Genomic DNA, 20023 nt, shown 5'->3' on the forward strand with positions numbered 1-20023 from the left:
TACAAAAATTCCCTCCTTGCTTATAGCGTGCCAAAGCAATAAACAATCAAGTTAAAATGTGGTTGATGGAACGATTTTTTTCGTTAAAGTACCTGGATCTCGATGCTTTTACACTCTGTCTTACACACTAAAAGTTGTATGAAAAACCGATGGCAAATGTCAACTTTTTTGAAATGCTAATGTGTCGTTTCTACATGTAAGTTTATGTAGTAGAAATAACAGTTTTTCAAAACATATGGAATTGCCCGAAAATAGCGTAGATATTAGGTTTCACAAAATATTAAAGCTGAGCATAAAGTTAATTTTTGAAATAAGTTTTCCACAAACGTCCAAACAAATGTGGATTACTGTGCACAACTTTTAATCGTTGAGCAAATGCCGTTTTGTTATACTTTTAATGCATGCAAAAAAAATTATTCTTACTGGATGCGTATGCCCTAATTTTCAGGGCATATTATGCATTAATCCGCAGCCCACGCATTACCAGTAAAGGGCGAAACACCAATGCCCAATTTGGTTTCACCAATACCTTACTCGATCTTTTAAACAACCAAAAACCTACACATATTGCTGTGTGTTTTGATACGGCAGCAGCTACAGAAAGGCATACCGATTTTGCCGATTATAAAGCCAACCGGCAGGAAACCCCCGAAGACATCAGGGAGGCTGTTCCCGATATTCAAAAAATAATCAGCGGGTTTAATATTCCCGTAATTGCAATTGATGGTTATGAGGCCGATGATGTAATTGGCGCTTTAGCCAAAAAGGCCGAAAAAAAAGGATACGAAGTGTATATGGTTACACCAGATAAAGATTATGGCCAACTGGTAAGTGAAAAAATTAAAATTTATAAACCTGGCTACCAGGGCGGAAGTTTTGAAATATTGGGCCCAAAGGAAGTATGTGAAAAATGGGATATTGAAAATGTAGGCCAGGTAATAGATATACTAGGCTTAATGGGTGATGCGGTAGATAATATACCCGGCATAAAAGGTATTGGAGAAAAAACAGCCGCTAAATTGCTCAAAGAATTTCACACACTGGAAAATGTGTTAGATAATGCCGCTAATATTAAAGGCGCCGTTGGCGAAAAAATAAAAAACGGTAAAGAAGATGCCATTATAAGTAAAAAGCTGGCTACAATTTTATTAAATGTACCTATAGATTTTGATGAAGGGCAATTTGAGATTAAAGAAAAAAACAAGGAAACATTACTGGAGGTTTTTGAACAGCTTGAATTTAAAACCATGGCAAAGCGGGTATTGGGGGAAGAAATAAAACCTACAGCAGTACCCAATATTCCTGAAACAGCTCAATTGGATTTGTTTGGCAACGCTGTTGAAACAATACTTCCGGCAGTAAATGAAATAATTTCGGTTTCGGCAGAAACAGGTGATGAAACTTATTTTGCCGGAAAAAATATTACTAACATAAAGCATAATTATACCGTTGCTACAGCAAAAGAAGTGCTTGATGCTGTTATAAATTGCAAAGAAATTTGTTTCGATAGCGAAACCACAGGTATTGACCCTAACCAGGCAAAGCTGGTGGGCCTAAGCTTTAGCATTACAGCCACAGAAGGTTGGTATGTTCCCTGCCCCGATGATGATACCGCCGTAAATAAAATTTTCCAAACTTTAAAGCCATTGTTTGACGATGAAAAAAAATTATGGATAGGCCAAAATATTAAATACGATATGTTGATGCTAAAATGGTATGGCATTGTATTAAAAGGTGAAATATTTGACACCATGCTGGCGCATTATGTAATAGAACCCGATGGCAAAAGAAGTATGGATTGGCTGAGCGCAAAATATCTCGGTTATGAACCTATACCCATTGAAGAACTCATTGGTAAAAAAGGGAAAAACCAGGGCAATATGAAAGATGTGGAATTAGAAAAAATTAAAGAATATGCCGTTGAAGATGCAGACATCACCCTGCAGCTTAAAAATGTATTTGTCCCAAAACTAAAACAATACGGCGTTGAAAATGTTTTTTACAAAGTAGATAACCCATTGGTAAAAGTGCTTACCAATATGGAGTTTGAAGGCATCCGTATTGATGAAGCCTTTTTAAACCATTATTCAAAAGAATTGGAAACCGATGCCAAAAAAGCAGAAGAATCGGTATATAAACAGGCAGGCGTAAGATTTAACCTTGCCTCACCCAAGCAATTGGGCGAAGTGCTTTTTGAAAAACTTCAACTGGACTCCAAAGCCAAAAAAACAAAAACAGGCCAATATGCAACAGGCGAAGATATATTATTGAAACTTTCGCATGAGCATAAAATTTGCGATGATATTCTTGCTTTTCGTGAACTCAGTAAATTAAAATCCACTTATGTAGATGCATTACCGCAACTTATTAACCCCAAAAGTGGCCGTGTGCATACCAGTTATGCTCAAGCCGTAGCTGTTACCGGGAGGCTGGCAAGCAACAATCCAAATTTGCAAAATATTCCCATACGCACCGAAAGGGGAAGGGAAATTCGCAAAGCATTTATACCCAGAAACGATCAATACGTTTTAGTTTCGGCAGATTACTCACAAATAGAACTACGCATTGTTGCCGCAATAAGTGGCGATAAAAATATGTGCCAGGCATTTAAAGAAGGTATAGATATACATACCGCCACCGCAGCAAAAGTTTTTAACGTAAAACCAGAAGCCGTTACCAAAGAAATGCGCTATAAAGCCAAGAGCGTAAACTTTGGTATTATTTACGGCCAAAGCGCTTTTGGGCTAGCAGAAAATATTGGGGTTTCCCGTTCAGAGGCCAAAGAAATAATTGACAATTATAAAAAGCAATTCAGTGGCATTCAAAAATACATGGATGGCAGCATTAATTTTGCCAAAGAAAACGGGTATGTACAAACTTTAATGGGTCGAAAGAGATGGCTGAAAGACATTAACAGCGCCAACTTTACCGTACGTGGCTTTGCCGAAAGAAATGCCATTAACAGCCCAATACAAGGAACAGCAGCCGATATGATAAAATTAGCTATGATAAAAATTGATGATGCATTTAATAAAAATAAATTTCAATCTAAAATGCTGCTGCAGGTGCATGATGAACTGGTATTTGATGTACTCAAAACTGAACTGGATGCCGTAAAACCGGTAATTCTCCATTGTATGCAAACGGCAATGGCCCTGCCCAATGATGTGCCTGCCAATGCAGAAATAGGAGCTGGTGAAAATTGGCTGGAGGCGCATTGATGTTTTATACCAGTGATAAAGTAATAATCATTAAGCTTTATAAAGGATAAATATTTTTATTGTTTTTATTCAAACAACTAATAAAAAATATCGCTTTAATAAATCCGCCGTTCATTCGCATCCATTCTTTAACTTAGCAAAAAACTACTGCATGTTATTTCAAAATAAAACCGTATTCATTACCGGCGCCTCCCGTGGTATTGGTAAAGCTATTGCGCTGCGCCTGGCAAAAGAAGGCGCCAATATTGTAGTGGCGGCAAAATCCACCACAGAAAACCCAAAACTCGGTGGCACTATATTTTCTGCAGCAAAAGAAATTGAAGATGCAGGTGGCAAAGCCCTGGCTGTACAGTGTGATATTAGAGATGAAAGCCAAATTGAAATTTCTGTAGAAAAAGCCATTGCTGCTTTTGGAGGAATTGATATCGTAATCAATAATGCCTCGGCCATATCGCTTACGCCTACAGAACAAACGGAACCCAAGCGCTTTGACTTGATGCAAAGCGTAAATGCAAGAGGTACTTTTTTTGTAACAAAAGCATGTATGCCTTATTTAAAAAAAAGCAGCAATGCCCATATCCTTACTTTAAGTCCACCGTTAAATATGAACTTAAAATGGTTTGCCAACCATATTGCTTACACCATCAGCAAATATAATATGACCATGATTACGATGGGTTTTTCGGAAGAGTTTAGAAAATTTAATATTGCCGCAAATACTTTATGGCCGCAAACCACTATTGCAACGGCTGCTGTAAAAAATCTTTTAGGCGGCGATGAATTAATAAATATGAGCCGTACCCCCGAAATTGTAGCAGAAGCAGCCTTTTACATTTTGTTAAAACCCGCAAATGAATGTACGGGTAAAACTTTTTTAGACGAAGAAGTTTTAAAAGCAGAAGGCATTACCCAATTGGATAAGTATGCCGTAAAACCCGGATCTGCCCTTTACCCCGATTTATTTATATAAATATTGCCGGAAGCATTTGCCCCGGCAATTTTATTTGTTGTGTTGTATATTCAGTAATTAGTCTTCTGAAAATAAGCTGGTTTGTTCCCCGCCAAAACTTCCGCTATCCCCATCGTTGCTTACCTGCACAATTTCTGTTACTTCTACCAATACAGGAGTAATTACTACTGCTTCTTCAATAAACGATGGAGCAACAGGCTTTTTGGGCAAATGTTTTTTTCCTAATTTTTTGGGTGCAACATTTTTATTGGCTTTTTTTGCCATAGCTTTTTTGGCTACTTTTTTAGGTGCTGCTTTTTTCTTAGCTGGCTTTCTGGCTGCTTTTTTTGGAGCAACCTCTTTAACCACTTTCTTAGCTGCTTTTTTTACCTGCCTTTTTGTGTTGCTTTTTTTCTTAGCAACTTTTTTTTGGGTTTTTTTTGCCACAGCTTTTTTTGCTGCTTTTTTGGGTGCTTTTTTGGGTGCTGCTTTTTTCTTAATAATTTTTTTTGCAGTGTTTTTTTTAGCCGCTTTCTTTACTGCTTTTTTCTTAGCAGGTTTGGGGGCTGGTTTTTTTGCAGCCTTTTTTGAAGACTTTGCCATAATTTAAAGATTTTAGTTTGCCCTATAAAATTAAAAGATAAGTTTTGAAAAGTAAGAAATAGAAAAAGAAACTTTTTTACCGTAGCCCATATTTTAACATTCCGGTTGCGTTGTTATTCTCCGTTCCTGGGTTTATCTATTTTTAGCTCCTTAATATCTTCTTTAAGGTTTTCTATTTCGAGGCCTTTAATTTCAATTTCGCTTTTGAGCAGGGATATTTCCTTTTTAAGGTCGGTTACTTTTTTATACAGGCCCGAAGCCATATCCAGCTCTTCTTCGCTGCCCTGTAAACTGGCTTTAAGGCTTTCATTTTCATCGGCTAATGACGAGTATTTTTGCAGGGTTTTCATGGTATCCAGCAGTTCTTTTTCCAACTCTTCAATCATTATACTATCTCCGGCAGCTTTTTGCTGGCGCTGGCCAATGCTGCGCTGCATTTGTTCAAACTCCAGAAGGTTAATATCTATACGGCTTTGCAGCTCTGCAGCTTGTTTTGCCGTTTGCCTCAATGTTTCCAGCTCCTGCTCTTTTTGGGCAATGGCCTGGTTCAGATCTTCAATTTGTATGAGCAGGTATTCGTTTTCCGACTTTAAGATTTGTATTTGCCTTTCTGTGAGCATAAATGAACAAGTTTATCAACCACTTTTAGAAATTTGCAGATATGCCGGAGGTAATTCCCTTTTTTTGTTTAAAGGTTTTTTTAAAATAGTTTTACACTGGTCAGCTCACTAATGTGCCAACTTTTTCACCGGTAACCACGCTCATTAGGTTACCCGGTTTATTCATATCAAATACTACTATAGGCAGTTTGTTTTCCATACAAAGGGTAAAGGCCGTCATGTCCATCACCTTTAGGTTTTTGCTGATGCATTCTTCAAAACTTATTTTTTGAAACCGTTTGGCTTTGAGGTCTTTTTCCGGGTCGGCAGAGTAAATACCATCTACCCGGGTACCTTTTAAAATTATATTGGCTTTAATTTCTATAGCTCTTAAAGAGCCTGCTGTATCGGTAGTAAAATAAGGGTTGCCAGTGCCTGCGCCAAAAATTACCACACGGCCTTTTTCCAGGTGGCGTATGGCACGACGGCGTATGTAAGGCTCGGCTATTTGCTCCATTTTAATGGCGCTTTGCAACCTTGTATTTACGCCTGCTTTTTCAAGGCCGCTTTGAAGGGCCATGCCGTTTATTACCGTGGCCAGCATACCCATATAATCGCCTTGGGCACGCTCAATTCCGCTTTCCGCTTCGTTCATTCCCCGGTAAATATTGCCGCCGCCTATTACAATGGCTACCTGCACGCCCATTTCGGTTACCTGCTTAATGTCTTTGGCATATTGCTCAATTATTTTTGGATCCAGCGGATCAAAACTGCTATTACTATTACTGAGGGATTCGCCGGAAAGTTTTAAGAGAATGCGCTTGTACCTTGGAAGCATTATAAAAAATTTTTACGAAGATAAAGTTTTCAAAATTGCTAATGAAGGAATGGCTAACTTATTCGCAAAATGGTAATTACGTTTTACAAATACCCAGGGTAAAATAAATGTTTTCAAGTTCATTTGCTTTTTGGTCTAACTTAAATTTTACCCTTAATTGGTCGTTTTCTGCATCCAAAGAATTATCATCAATAAATACAATGCCTGCCTTTTTTAAAGTTTCGCCAGACATTAAAATCGTTAATTCCCTGTCGTCTTTTACTAAAGTATCCGGGTTATCGGGCGAACTTAGCCTTTTATTATCTACCCCAATATTAGATGCTGTATTTTTCCAATCGGCTGCATCAATTATAGCATCGGGATTACCCTCAACATTTCTTGCAGAAAGTGTATCTAATACTTCTAAAAAAGAACTGGTTTTTTCTTCCTCAAATTCTTTTTTTGCTTTTTCACTTATTATTTTCCTTTCCGCTTCCGGTAAATTTGCTGCATCTGCTCCAATAGTTTGAGCAACAGCATTAATTTGCTTTTCAGGAAACCCTAAATCCACCATTAACCCACTTACCCTTAAAATTTCTTTTTTAGGATTTTTAACTAACTCCGTTTTATTTACAAGCCTGTTAAATGCTTTCTTTACCCTTTCTAAAGTAACCGTACTTTTGGCTTGGGCTTGCAATTGAATTTCAGAATTAGGCTCCATCATATCGTTTACTTTCTGAACTGTTCCCTCATTGCTAAAATAAATAATTTGGTCTTTTCTCGATACATCCTCTGTTTCGCTAATTGCCGTTTGCCTTCTTTGGGCCTCTGTCATTTTTAACCTGCCCTGAACATTACGGGCTTGTACTTCGCCAGTAAGAGATTTATAGGTTTCATATTCGCTTTCTTTTAGTGTACCGCTTTTTGTCATTTGTGCGGCATACTTGATTTTAAACGAGGCTATATCATCCTGTAATTTTTCAAATTCAGGGTCGCCCAACATCTTACCTTGTGATTGTAATTCCTGCTCTTTGTTCAGAAGCGTTTTGTATGCAGCTAAATTTTTTATTTCATTCTCAACCTTCTCAAAGATTATTTTACGAGCAATAGCCCCATTGCCACCATTAGCAAATCCTTCTATATCCTGTATTGCGTGTTGAAGTTCGTGGATTAATATACTATGTGCAGCAAGTCGTCTTTGTGAATAAACGCCACCCCCTTCCTTATCCAACCCATACTGTTTAACTGCTTCGTCAAGTCTTGCTGTGTTGATGCTGATAACTGTTCCCATCCTGCCGTCAACTTTTTGAACATTGGCATCGTACTCTCCTTTGAAGGAAACTCCTGGTTCGTAAACAAATTGTAAGATTGTACCACGTAATTGTGGGTATCTTTCAGTAAGGGGATTATCTCCCTCGATTTGCGAAAGTTGTGCTTCATAATGGTCTTTTTTGTTTTCTAATACTAAAGTTATTTCTTTTTCTATTAATTCATTATCCTTAAACTGCATATCAGGTATCTCATAGTTCCACTTGCCATCATTACCACGTTCCCATCCTGTGGCTAAGTAAATGGTATTTGAATCTACCTTTGAAGCCTCCATCTGTCTTGCCGTATATAGGTTATCCCTTACAGTTTGTTTTAAATTGGCTTTCTCACCTACAACTGCCATAAACAACGGCTGCCCTTGCTGTGCTTGGGCTTGCATATTATTGCCTGCTTCTACAATTGATTTCCCTTTCTCCAATACACTTAACCAGTTCCCTTTGGTTAATTCTCTATTGGCTCTCTTAATAAGTTCTAATAGGGAAAGTTTACTCAAATCTTCATTGGTAAACCGGTTTATTACATATCGGTAAAAGTCTTTTAATGCTTCGTAAATCTTTCTTGTAATAGCTGTTAACTTATTTTCACTGGCCAGTTTTTCAAGGTGTTTTGCAAATTCGGGCTTTTGTGCCTTTGCCCAAAGTTCATCCTGCAATCTTGTTTTGTAGGCTGCGGCACTTTCGTTTGGCTGTTTTTGGTAAACTTCCGAAGCCATCTCCGCTTTTGTAATACCGAGTAAATTCAATAAATCTCTAACATACTCACTCATATTATTCCCTCGCACCCCTTTTATAAATTCATCGGCAACTCTATTGGTAGCATTATCCCAGGCACTTACTATTTTCTGCGCTTTTTTATCGCCTTGTTTTGCCGCTAATCTTAACGCTTGTTGCTGAATATGGGTGAATTCCTCTGTAACTAATTCAGAGGTAAGTTTTGCAGGGTCAAGGTACATCTTGCCCTCTGAAACAAAGCCGTAAACTTCACCTTGTGAGGTAGAGAGGAAATTAATCACATTCCCCCCTTTATTAATTTCTATTTTTTGTTTTGGAAAACTAACATCTTCTGGCTTTATTTCAAATCTTTTAATAGTTCCTGCGATAGTGCTATTAAAGAGCCTCTCGTTTTCGGTGATATGTATATTGTGCTGTGAAGCCCTTGCTTCAATTTCTCCATACGTTCCGAGATATTCTCTATTCGCTTCAATGAATAGCTTGCGTTCTTCATTTGTGTTAGGATTTCTTCCGTGTTCGCTTCTGAACTCGTCTTTAAGCCTGCCAAGGATGGCTTCATTGTTATTTCCTGGTGTAAGTCCACTAATAGCCTGTACATTGTGCTGAACTTCATGTATGAGTTCAGATACAGTCGCATTAATTTCCCCTCTCGTATTGACATGGATGGTAGGAGTTGAATTACTGCCATGCTCGCTGATGAAAAATCCGCCATAATCGCTGTTTATATTGTTGTTAGTGATAATTACATCCGTATTTTTTAACTGCGGATATATTTCAAATAATCTTGGGTGGTCTAAAATATCTTCCAATTTTGTCGCTATCGTTTCGCCTTTATTTGGTAATGATACTTTAAGTTTAGCATTTTTATCGGTTACTTCATACCGCCATTTCCCATCCCCAGCCTTATACCAACCTGTCGCAAATTTAATCCTTTCGGATGGTTCGCCATTGCCATCCATTTCTACTGCTTTATTGAAATTATCGGCAAGCGTTTTTCCATTAAATGACCCCGAAAACAAATTAGCATTTTTATTGCTGATAAAGCTATGCCGTATATCCTCCAAATTATTAGCCTCAAATATTTCCAATACCGCTCTGGCATACTCCTTAGCATCCGTAATAATATTCTTTCCTCCTTTAAAATACGCTACGGTTAGTTTCAAAAAATCTAATATCCTGTTTGCTCTTTCTGTTTGCTCTGGGGTTACCCCTTTGGCTTCGGTTGTGGCATTAAACTTCGGCATTTGCGCCCTATCTCCTTCATTAACGTCATATAATATATCGTAAATGGTATCAGTGAAATGTAGATTACCATTTTTGTCAACCAGTACATTTTTGGGATTAACATCAGTAATGAAGTGATTTTCATCTCCGAAACTATCTTTCCCATCTTGTTCATACCCACGATTAAGCATTTCCTTTTTAATTTCTGCCTTTGTTGCTAATCTTGCATCCTGTATATGTGGTTGCTCGGTAATAACTACAAAGCTGCCATCTGACATGCGCCCAAAGCCTACAACTTTATACGGCACACTACTGCCTAATCCTGCATTGTGTTCAGAAATTCTTGAATCTAATTGATATAAAACTTCGTTTGGATTGTCTTTGTTGAAAGGGTCGGTGGTTTTCATCGCCTTTCTTACTATATGCGGGTTTTCGGTAGGGATATATACCTGGTTTTCTACTCCGCTATCCTTGAATATACCAAGTCCTTCTTGGGTTTTACCTATTTTTGGTTCAACGTCTATATTGTCATGCCAAATTCCTTCCTCTTTAGCATACTTCTCTATTATTTGCTGTTGAGCCTCTCTGCCCTTAACTTGTCCATATTTTTCTCCGCCTGTTGTAAGGAGTAAGGTCGCTTCAACATTTCTGATACCGCCTTCTTTCCTTCCTTGTTCCGCTTGTTCCGATAATCTTGATATTTTTTCTCTATTGGCAATAACTTCGGCTGCATAATTTTTTATTTTATTGATTAAAGATACATTTTCTTTTTTATCAATTGTTTCTTGAATGGATTTAGCTTGTTCCTTCCCTAAAATTTCATCAAACATTTTATTCAATTCAGGGGTTAAATTTTTGCCCGTGATTGATTTGTAAACTGACTTAAATGCCTCAGTGATTTGGTCTAAAAATTTTTGGAAGGCTTCGCTAAAACCTTTGCCACCTTTGGTATTGTATTCTTCCCATGCCTTTGCAATAAATTCTTGAACCGCCCTATATTGCTCATTTGTTTTACCTGCTTTAAAATCATCGTTCCATTTTATTAAATCTTCTTCTGTTATTTCTTTATCAAATGGTATTTCACTATCATCCTTAAATAGTGTCCCACTTGATGCTGCGCCTGTATATTTGCCCTTGTCTCTGTAAATATCTTCTAACTGCTTTTGTAATTGTTTTCTTTCGCTTTCAAATTGAGATATTTTTTCATTCGCTATTTTTCTTAATTCTTGATAATCCTTGCTATCAGTAGAAATATAATCTTTGTTTTGTGGATTACTAAACCTGTCATTAAGGGTGTTTATCTTTTCTTGCTTATCAGCAATTTCAGCTTTTTTAATATTTACCGCTTCATCGTAGGCTTCTTCGCCTGTGGTCTTTTGCTTAAATCTCGCAATGTTTAATGGTTCACTTGGTTCTAATGGCTTAACTACTGACCTTACTTTTTGTAGAAAATCAGATTTGGTTGTTACTCTTTTTGAAGCATCTTTATCAAATAAAAAATCAAACATCTCATTTTCGTGAGCATCAGTAAGTCCATTTATTGTTCTTCTCGCTTCTCCTATCCAATCGGCTCTTTGTTCTGTTTCTTTTTGTGTTTGTCTGTCTCCGGCATTATCAAATTGCTCAACGGTTTGAATCGTTTTACCTTTTGGATTTAATGCAGCAATATTTTGAATATATGTTTTATTCTTCCCTTCTCTTTCAAGGAATTTGTTTATTTCATCTTTACTATCCCCACGTTTTATTTTTTCCCTTAAAGCCTTTGCCCTTTCCAATGATGTTTCCATTGAACGGTTGGCATTGGCTTCTTCTTTTGCAAACTTTATTGCTTCGGCTTCTGTAAAATCGTTTGTTCTGTCAACTGTTTTTACTGTTTCTCTTCCCGCCTCTTTTGCCCCATAATACCTATGATGTCCACTAAGTACATAAGTTTTACCGTTTTTTGGGTCTGTCCAAATATGGATAGGGTCTTGGTCTGCATCCTTCCAGTTTTCAGCAATATCTTTTACAACTTGTTTATTTAGACTATCCCTGTTTTGAAATCTTGCTTCATCAGTAGATATAAATTTTAGCAGAATGACTTTTACGTCTGTTGCTGCATTTATTTTGGTATCAACTTGTTCTATTGCTTCATTGAGTTCAGCTTTGCTATCGCTTTCTGCTTTGCCTTCAATAGCCTTGATACTTGGCTCTTGCTCAATGTTATCTTCTTCTGTGAGTTTGCTGTTTGCGTAATCGTTTTCTTCTGCATCTTGTGAAAGTTTTAATTGTGAATTATTTTCTCTTACCTTTTTATTAAATTCATCAACAATAGTTTTGGTATGTTTCAGCCCTACTTCATTGCCTTCTTTTGCTCCATCAATAATTGCTACTACTGTTGGGTGCATTATTTCATGGGTTAATGCTACTGTCGCCTCTGCTTTGTTTTCTGCCTTGGTGAAGTCCTTTATTGCCTCTATAATGTTTTTGCCGCTTTCTATTCTGTATTGGGCTTCTGCATCTTTAAATAATGGTTGCCCATCTTCAATACCAAATAGGTGTTTTAAATTACCTGTAATATCTGCCGCCTTTGCTTTATCCTCATTAAATTTCTCTTCTTGCTTTTGTACTTCATCACTATTCAAAAATTCTTGTTTGGCTTTATCGTATCGTTCACCGGCTATTCTACTGTATTCATTGTCGTTATCTTCGTGAGCTAATCTTCTTTCATAACTACTACCAAAGTTTTCGCCTTGTTCTGAAATTGAATAATGCCGGTTTTGTCTTGCTTGCTTTTCTGCATCTGTTAAAAAGTTTTCAGTTGATTTGCCAAATCTTGGGTTAAATTCTGCCACCGGCTTTGGCAATTCAGATAGTTCCTTAACTTGCTTTTTGATAATGTCTTTATTCCTTTCAGCATTAGCATAAAAACTTTCAGGCATTATTTCCGAATGAATTATCCCACTTTTCTTTAACTCATTTATTTCGTTTTCATCAAATCCTCTTTTTTGTAACTCTATTTTATAAATCGGCTCATTCTTGGCGGTACTTAATTTGGATTCTAATTCAACAGCCTTTTGGCGGTTAGCTGCTGTTTCATAATCAATGCCACTCTGGTACTCCGGCAAGTTATACCTGCTTGTGGCCTCAAACCAGCCATACTTCCCATTCATTTCATATGATGATACTATACCATGTTCCGGTGATTTGCTTACTCTTGAAAAGGATTTGAATTTTGCATTAAAATCATTGAGTTCTTTTTGTGCTGCATCAACATACCCTTTTCTTACTTCTTTAATATTATTTTTCTTTTTTAATGCTTCTTTTGACTTTACATCAATTTCTTTGATAACGTCTTTTGGTACATCTTTAAAACTTTCAAAATCATCAACCCCTAATTTTTCTTTTTCAGCATCAGTTAGGTGGTCAAAAAACTGTTTCACTTCGTAAAATGGCGTTTCGTTTCCATAAGAAGATGTGTGATGCCATTCGTCTGTTTTAGCCATGCCTGCATCTACCATTCTTTTAGCCCATGTAGGTAATTTAGAATAAGTAAGTTTACCGTCATCATAGGCTTGTGCTGCCCGGTTGCTCATTGAATATCCAACATAACCGCTATTTCCACCAATATGCTTTCTGCTATATAGCTAGTTACGGTAGTTCCGTCTTTATTAACATAAACATCTTGCTCGTTTCCGAAACGGTCGGGTTCTCCAAAATTATTTTCAATCAATATGCCATTATCTTCTGCATATTTTTTAAGTTCGGATTCCTCTTTCTCCCTTATTTGGTCTGGTAGTAATTTTTTGCCTGTTGTTCCAGCATCTTCGACTGCTTTATGAATTGCTCCCGTGATAGCGGTTGCTGCTGCATTTGCTTCACCCCCTGCAAGGCTTCCTTGTTTCTCTGTTGATGATAAGGTGTTAGGTAATTGCTTTGTGAGTTCTGCATCTGTTTCATTTTGTGAAGTTAATGATTTATTTTCTGTTTGTTCTTTACTTATAGTAGGTTTGGTTTCTTTATTTTCTTGTGATTTATCAAATTCTTGATTATTTTTTTTAACGGCTATATCTATTGCTAAATTAGTGTCCCGCTTAGTAATAACCCTCCCTTTTTCATTTTTAAGTGTTACAGATACTACATTACCATTATTATCTTTGTTTATAGATAGTAATTCAAATTTATCGTTATTAATTTCTACATTGTTATTTTCAACCTTTACAACGTCCTTATAGATAGGTTTAATTTTTGTATCGGGCGTTATTTCTAATATTTCCTTGTCATTTTCTATGGTATATTTTCCTCCTTCATCTACCTTTACCAATCCAATACGTCCATCTACTTCAACTTCTTCTCCTACAAAGTCTTTAGCAACATTAAGAATTGTATTTACCTCTGCGCTATCTAAAACGGTAACTTCTCTTTCTGCATTTCCCTGTCCCACCGCATCAACACCTTGTTGTACTGCTCCTTTATCCCCTTGTTCTTTGGGTTGGCTCTCATTAGTTGATAAAGGCTGTGTAATTGTTCCTTCAACTGCTGGCACTCCTTGTTGTTCATTGTATAACTTTAATTGTTGTTCATATTCATCTGTTTTTTTGTTATTTTCTTCAGATATTGGCTGGTTTGCAATGCTTAATAAGTATTGTAATTGCTCGCCTTTATTAGCCGCATCTGCAAATTCTTTCTCCTGCTTATCTGTAAAATCATCCTGAATATCTAATATTTCATTGGGTGTTAACTTTAATAAATATTATTCCTCCTGTTCTTCGTGTTCGTACCGGGCCTTTTGTAGTTTATTTTCTTTTACAAAATTGCACCAGTAACATTCGGGTTTGCCGCAGCCAGTATAAAATTCCCGGTTTTGTATTTTCTGCCAGGTTTCTGTTACCTGTTGCTCAACTGTTTCTACATCCTGTGGCGTAATTGCAATTTTTTGCTTGTGATACACTTTGTTCTTGTCTGGCTCAATAAAATCAAATTCTGTACTTTCCACACGCCAGTTTTTGAGTTTGTAGTTATCTATAAGTATTTTATAAAAAACTGCCTGCCGCCAGTAGTCGCCGCCGTTGGGGTCTTTATCATTTGGGGCCTTTAACTTTGGCGTTGCTTTGTCAATGTCGCCCGTTTTATAATCTACCACATTTACCAGGTTACCGTTAAACTCCAGTTTATCTAATTTTCCTTTTAGCGGTATTCCGTTTACCACTACAGCACGTATGTTGCGTTCTACAGCCACCACTTTATTCCAGGTATTAATATATTTGTTATAATAATTGGTAAGTACTTCGTTGCCATATTCCATCCTTCTGTCAAAAGCCTCTTTTGTAAAGTTTTCCCGGTGCTTTTTTAAATACCAGCTAAAGTTTGCAAGCATTTCCTCCTTAGGAGGAAATACTTCTTTGCCTGCATCCTGCATATTTCTAAACAATTTTTCCAGTGCATAATGCACTGCACTGCCAAATTCTGTGGCTTCATTTTTGCCCGATGGTATGCGTATAAGATTTTGATAGTAAAATTGAAGCGGGCACTTAAGATAATTGTTTAGTGCAGTTACATTCATAGAAAATTTTTCAAGCAGGGCGCTGATAAACTCTTCTTCGGCGGGTTCTATCTGCGGCATTTGCTCCAGAAATTGCAGCTCCTGGAATTCAAAAATTTCTTCTGCAGTAAAAGAAATATTTTGTGTTTCTATTTCAGGGTACTTATCCATAATTTCTGCAATAAACATGGATGGTTCGAGGTTTTTGCCATCCTTTTTAAATAAAGGATAAGAAAGATACAAATGTGTTTCGGCCCTGGTAATCCCTACATAAAACAAGCGGCGCAGTTCTTCTTCTTTTTTATTTACCGGCGAACCGTCTTCTTCCGCATCAACAAAAGAAAAAATATTGTCGGGGAGTTTATAAGCCCTGGACTTGTTTACTTTTTTTTCCCAAACATCTTTTGTTGTGCCTGCTATAAATACGTGTTCAAACTCCAGGCCTTTGCTCCCATGAAGGGTCAATAAATTTACGCCGTTGCTATGGCCAATAAGTTGCGGCATGGATAAATGGATTTCCTCTTCTTTCATTAGCGACAAAATTTTCATAAGGCCGCTTAGTGTAAGCATTGGGTTGCTTGCTGTTTCTGTTTTAATAAAATCGAACAATGCCGTTAAGCGCTGCATCAAGCTAATTTTTTGCTGGCTGTTCATAATAAAATGCAGTACGCCTGCCTCATTTACAATATGGGAAAAAAGCTGCTGCAGCGAAACATTGGGTACAGCTGCAATAAGTTTTTCCAATACATGGCTGAGGTTTTTCAACCCTTCGTCCAGTCCTTTATCAAATAAGTCTTTTGCCGGTGCATTGCTTTTGTCGTAAAGTAATTTTCTCAACGATGTTTGTTCGCCATCGTATTTTTTATTATTGGCTTCTACAGTAAGCTTTGCAATTTCTATGGCGGGTATTTGGTAAAAATCGTAATGCATTATTTCAAATAGCAGTTCATCGCCGCCATAGGGAACATCTTGCTCTGCATTAAGGTAATGCAGGATTTTTAAAATTTTATTTATGAATGCATCTTCAAAGAGGTTGATGCTTCGCTTGCTGTAAACCGGCACATTTTTAAGTCTTAAAAATTTTGCCAACTCTTCTCCATATTTATTTTCTCTATACAATACGGCAATGGATGACGGAGGGGTTCCTTCATTTACAAGTTGTAATATTTTTTGGGTAATGCCCAGCATTTCTTCAAACATGGAGTTGTAGGCAATTATTTGTGGCAGGTACTGTTGTTGTTGTTCAAATTTTTTATTTCCCGAAACCAGGCTTTTATTCAACTTACCCAGTTCACTATCGTTAATGAGCCGCTCCTGGTTATTCTCAATAAACGAACCGGAGACTTTGAGTAGTGATTGTGTACTGCGGTAATTGGTAGTTAATACTACTTTTATAAGTGCATCAGCATAACGCCTGGCTATACCTTTCATGTTATCTACATTGGCGCCCTGAAAACGGAAAATACTTTGATCGTCGTCTCCTACAACAAAAATATTGGGCACATCCCAATATTCTATAAGCAGTTGCACCAGCCGGTTTTGGGTATTGCTGGTATCCTGGTATTCATCTACTAGTATGTAATGGTATTTTTCCTGGTAATTGAGCAATACATTGTTATTGGTTTCAAACACTTCAATTATCCAGTTTATCATATCGTCAAAATCGTAGCGGTTTTTATCATTCATCATTTGCTGGTAGTGTTCAAATTCACCTGCGGCTGCTACCAGTTTTTTCATCCTTTCTACTTCATCATAATAATCGGGTTTAAAATCCCCTTTTTCAAATTTCCCTTTTCGGCTTGTTTGATAAATAAAATCTTTATTGAGTTTGTCCTGTTCAATTTTATTTAAGTACTCTTTTGTTTTTTGGGTGATGAATGCTGCCGTCCAGCCTTCTTTTTTCATGGCAGAAAAAAGATTTTTTAGGTTGTTGATTTCATAATACACATCGCCCCGGTACCTTTTTAAGGGATGGCCCTTAGGGAAACCATCAATGAGTGCTTCTAAAAGTTGAATGGCCTCCAGTTCAGTTATGGGGTCGAGGCTGTTTTTTTCAAATAAAAAAAGGTTGTCTTGTATTATTTCATTACAAAAAGAGTGAAAGGTGTGGATATGTACCTTATAGGCATCGGCGCCAATAAATTTTTGTAAGCGGCTACGCATGGCTACAGCGCCAGCATCGGTATAGGTAAGGCAAAGTATATTTTCCGGGAGCTCATCTGTTTCCAGGAGTATTTTACCAATTCTGGCGGCAAGTATTTGTGTTTTTCCGGTACCTGGCCCAGCAATTACCATTACCGGGCCTTCTATAGTATCTACGGCAATACGTTGCTGCGGATTTAGTTCATTATAAATTTTTTGGAACTGTGCCTGTAATTTTTCTTTGTAATGATGCATTGGCCGAAGTTACAAAATAGCTGCAGGCGATGGGCAGAAAAAAATTATCTACTTTATGTCTTCGTATTCAATATAGTCTTCGGGCGAAGGGTTTGCGGATTGGGCCTGGTGGGTATTTTTTTGCTCTTCCATTTGCCTTTTGCGTTCCTGCTCCTGCATTTTTTCCGTCATTTCTTTTACCTTATTGCTCATTTGGCGTGTAGTATTAAATATGGGTATTACAAATTCAAATACAAATTTGTACACTATATAAATGAGCAGCAGCGTTAATATCATCCTGATCATGCTACAAAATTAAGATTATTAGTATTTGTTTACTGTTAAAAATTTTTTGTTTTTACAGAAAAAGCCCCACCCGGAGGCGAGACTTTTTTGCTTCAACTTCAACTCAACTATTGAAACAGCTTTTGATTTACATTAATGGGTTGTAAACCGGTATTAAAATAGTATTAATTACAGTGGAACCTGTATTTTCTTCCGCAATTTTTTGTTTGAGTTTATCTGCTTCCTGTTTCTTTTTTTCTTTTAAAACATCTATAGAATCTTCAATTTTTTGCTTTTGTTTTTTCAATTCCTGCTGAATGGAATCCAGCGTATTAATTTCAACTCCTTTTTTATCTATGCTGAAGTTTTTTCCATTGTCTGTTTCAATCCTTATCCCGTTTTCGTCAATATGTACTTTGGTTTTACCGTCGTACACATCGTCGTCGTTCCAGCTTTTATTATTGGAATCGCTGGCTTTTTCGCCGGCTAAGGTATAAAGGCCATCCTGCTGCATTACATAAGTGGTATTATAATTCCAGTTGTGCTGGGTGTTTTTGGTTTCAAAATCCCAGTCGTCTTCATCATAAAAACCTATTGTGGCATCGTTCCAGCGGCCTACGCTCCTGTCAATATTAATTTGCTTACCTACCGGAACATAAATTCTTACAATTACATATTGGTTGCGAAATTTATTTTGCTTGGTAATGGCAATGCCTTTGTCAATGAGCAGCATAGAATCTTTTTGAACTACATTGTATTGAATGCCCCTTGCAGCAGTATCGGCAGCGCTGCGGTTTTGGCCACGGGCAATGCGCATAATGCTCACCCTAAAGCTGTCGGATTCTGATTTTTCAATTTTGAACACTACGTTTCTTACAAAAACGGTATCGCTGTCCAGGGCCTCGTATAAATCAAAGCGGCTCCAGTTTGTTCTAAAGTAAGTTTTCTCCGGGTCGTCTGCCGTAATATCCATTTTGCTTACATGCGGATTGGAAAGAGCAATAAATTGTTCAACAGGGTTATTGGTACGGCGAAAATCTTTACTCACATTTGCCAGGAGCATTATAAAACACACCCAACCTACTATCCATAAAATAGAAAACCCAAAGGCAAGGTTTTTATTGCCCGATTTGGTACGTGTTAACCTGCGTATGATCCAGGTGATTACACCTACAATGGGTACTGCTATAAAAAATATGAGTGTTCCCCAGGCAAGCGTGTTTTGTAAAGCGCCGCTAAAAATAAAATCCTTTATGGGAAATACACCTATGGCGGCAATAGCCAGACCAAATAATGCAAACACAAGGCCAATGGCGATACTGCCAAAAATGATATAAAATATTACTTTGAAAATGCCGGCAATAATATTACCAATTGGGTTTCTGTTGCGCTTTACCGCATTGCCAAATTCGGCACCCATTGTTTTTGATTTATCACGGGCAATACCGGCAGCTTCTTTGCTGAGTTTTTCAGCTCTTTCCCTTACGCCTTTCATTTCTTCCATTACCGAATTTTTAATAGAATTCATATCTACTTTTTCGCCTTTCATTTCCAGCTTTTCAGAGGTAGTTGTTGCTTCGGGCAATACCAGCCAAAGAATGATATATACCAGGAAGGAACCTGGGCTGAAGCTAAAGCTTAAAAAATCGGGGAAACTAAAGCCGCCCCAATGGCCCCATTTAAATGCAAGGCTTAAAAACGGTATTAAAAATAAAACCCTGGGTATCCATACCGGCACGCCAAAGTATTTTGCCAGCCCACTGCATACACCGGCTATTAATTTATTATCGGTGTCCCGGTATAATTTTTTGCGGTAAGCGCCAATTTCGTTTACGGCAGAGCTGGGTACTACAGCCCATAAAATAATATAGGCAAGAAATCCTATGACGGAAAAAAGCAATATCACAAAAATGATACGTACAATTATGGAGTCTATACCAAAGTAATTGCCCAGGCCGCTGCACACGCCACCTAAAACCTTATCGTTTTCGTCCCTGAAAAGTTTTTTGGAATGAAGGGTGCTGCCAAAAGTTGAATGGTCATTTGTATGGCTGCTTTGGCTGTTGCCTGCGGTATGGCTGTCGTCTCCTGCGGCATCAAAATCTTCGGGGCGGCCCATGTTTTTAATAATGCTGTTTACATCTTCTTCGGTAATGCAGGTAGCCCCGTATTTTAACTTTTCCTGAAAAAGTTCCCCAATACGGCTTTCAATGTCGTTAATAATTTCTTCTTTACCCTGTTCATTGGCAAAGTGCCTGTTGAGGCTTTCGGTATAAATTTTTAGTATATCAAAAGCTGAAACCTCTATGGGAACTACTCGCCCCTGGAAGTTGATATTGATTACTTGTTTCATTTTTAAAAAATTTGT

General features: G+C 37.4%; 10 protein-coding genes. 2 read left to right on the forward strand and 8 right to left on the reverse strand.

From position 1 onward, the window contains the following. Positions 1-401: 401 nt before the first annotated feature. On the forward strand, positions 402-3221 hold the full coding sequence (polA, locus tag IPO46_06345; GenBank protein ID QQS64194.1) for a DNA polymerase I: 2820 nt from the start codon (positions 402-404) through the stop codon (positions 3219-3221). A 151-nt stretch (positions 3222-3372) separates the two neighbouring features. After that, positions 3373-4191: an NAD(P)-dependent oxidoreductase gene (locus IPO46_06350; protein QQS64195.1), complete on the forward strand. Its 819-nt coding sequence runs from the start codon at positions 3373-3375 to the stop codon at positions 4189-4191. Between the two features lie 57 nt (positions 4192-4248). Here IPO46_06350 and IPO46_06355 read toward each other — a convergent pair whose 3' ends face one another. The 8 genes from IPO46_06355 to IPO46_06390 form a co-directional block, all read right to left on the reverse strand. Continuing rightward, positions 4249-4773 (reverse strand): hypothetical protein, encoded by a 525-nt coding sequence (locus IPO46_06355; GenBank protein QQS64196.1) that lies wholly within the window; start codon positions 4771-4773, stop codon positions 4249-4251. Between the two features lie 113 nt (positions 4774-4886). Continuing rightward, complete coding sequence (locus IPO46_06360; protein QQS64197.1) at positions 4887-5393, reverse strand: hypothetical protein; 507 nt, start codon at positions 5391-5393, stop codon at positions 4887-4889. A gap of 100 nt (positions 5394-5493) precedes the next feature. Beyond that, positions 5494-6213: a UMP kinase gene (locus tag IPO46_06365; protein QQS64334.1), complete on the reverse strand. Its 720-nt coding sequence runs from the start codon at positions 6211-6213 to the stop codon at positions 5494-5496. 73 nt (positions 6214-6286) lie between these two features. After that, complete coding sequence (locus IPO46_06370) at positions 6287-13048, reverse strand: hypothetical protein (GenBank protein QQS64198.1); 6762 nt, start codon at positions 13046-13048, stop codon at positions 6287-6289. After that, positions 13045-13998: a hypothetical protein gene (locus IPO46_06375; GenBank protein ID QQS64199.1), complete on the reverse strand. Its 954-nt coding sequence runs from the start codon at positions 13996-13998 to the stop codon at positions 13045-13047. Before IPO46_06375 ends, IPO46_06370 begins: the two co-directional genes overlap by 4 nt. A 207-nt stretch (positions 13999-14205) precedes the next feature. Beyond that, positions 14206-17391 (reverse strand): ATP-dependent helicase, encoded by a 3186-nt coding sequence (locus IPO46_06380; protein ID QQS64200.1) that lies wholly within the window; start codon positions 17389-17391, stop codon positions 14206-14208. A 48-nt stretch (positions 17392-17439) separates the two neighbouring features. Next, positions 17440-17676 carry a hypothetical protein gene (locus tag IPO46_06385; protein ID QQS64201.1) on the reverse strand — a complete coding sequence of 79 codons (237 nt, stop codon included), beginning with the start codon at positions 17674-17676 and terminating at the stop codon, positions 17440-17442. 127 nt (positions 17677-17803) lie between these two features. Next, a complete protein-coding gene (locus IPO46_06390) occupies positions 17804-20008 on the reverse strand; it encodes a PspC domain-containing protein (protein QQS64202.1) in 2205 nt (734 codons plus the stop codon). Positions 20009-20023: the final 15 nt, after the last annotated feature.

Source organism: Chitinophagaceae bacterium (assembly GCA_016699815.1).
GTDB lineage: Bacteria > Bacteroidota > Bacteroidia > Chitinophagales > Chitinophagaceae > Ferruginibacter.

Coding starts and splice junctions, on each gene's coding strand:
- polA (QQS64194.1), top strand. CDS start 402: ATGCAAAAAAAATTATTCTTACTGGATGCGTATGCCCTAATTTTCAGG.
- IPO46_06350 (QQS64195.1), top strand. CDS start 3,373: ATGTTATTTCAAAATAAAACCGTATTCATTACCGGCGCCTCCCGTGGT.
- IPO46_06355 (QQS64196.1), bottom strand. CDS start 4,773: ATGGCAAAGTCTTCAAAAAAGGCTGCAAAAAAACCAGCCCCCAAACCT.
- IPO46_06360 (QQS64197.1), bottom strand. CDS start 5,393: ATGCTCACAGAAAGGCAAATACAAATCTTAAAGTCGGAAAACGAATAC.
- IPO46_06370 (QQS64198.1), bottom strand. CDS start 13,048: ATGAGCAACCGGGCAGCACAAGCCTATGATGACGGTAAACTTACTTAT.
- IPO46_06380 (QQS64200.1), bottom strand. CDS start 17,391: ATGCATCATTACAAAGAAAAATTACAGGCACAGTTCCAAAAAATTTAT.
- IPO46_06385 (QQS64201.1), bottom strand. CDS start 17,676: ATGATCAGGATGATATTAACGCTGCTGCTCATTTATATAGTGTACAAA.
- IPO46_06390 (QQS64202.1), bottom strand. CDS start 20,008: ATGAAACAAGTAATCAATATCAACTTCCAGGGGCGAGTAGTTCCCATA.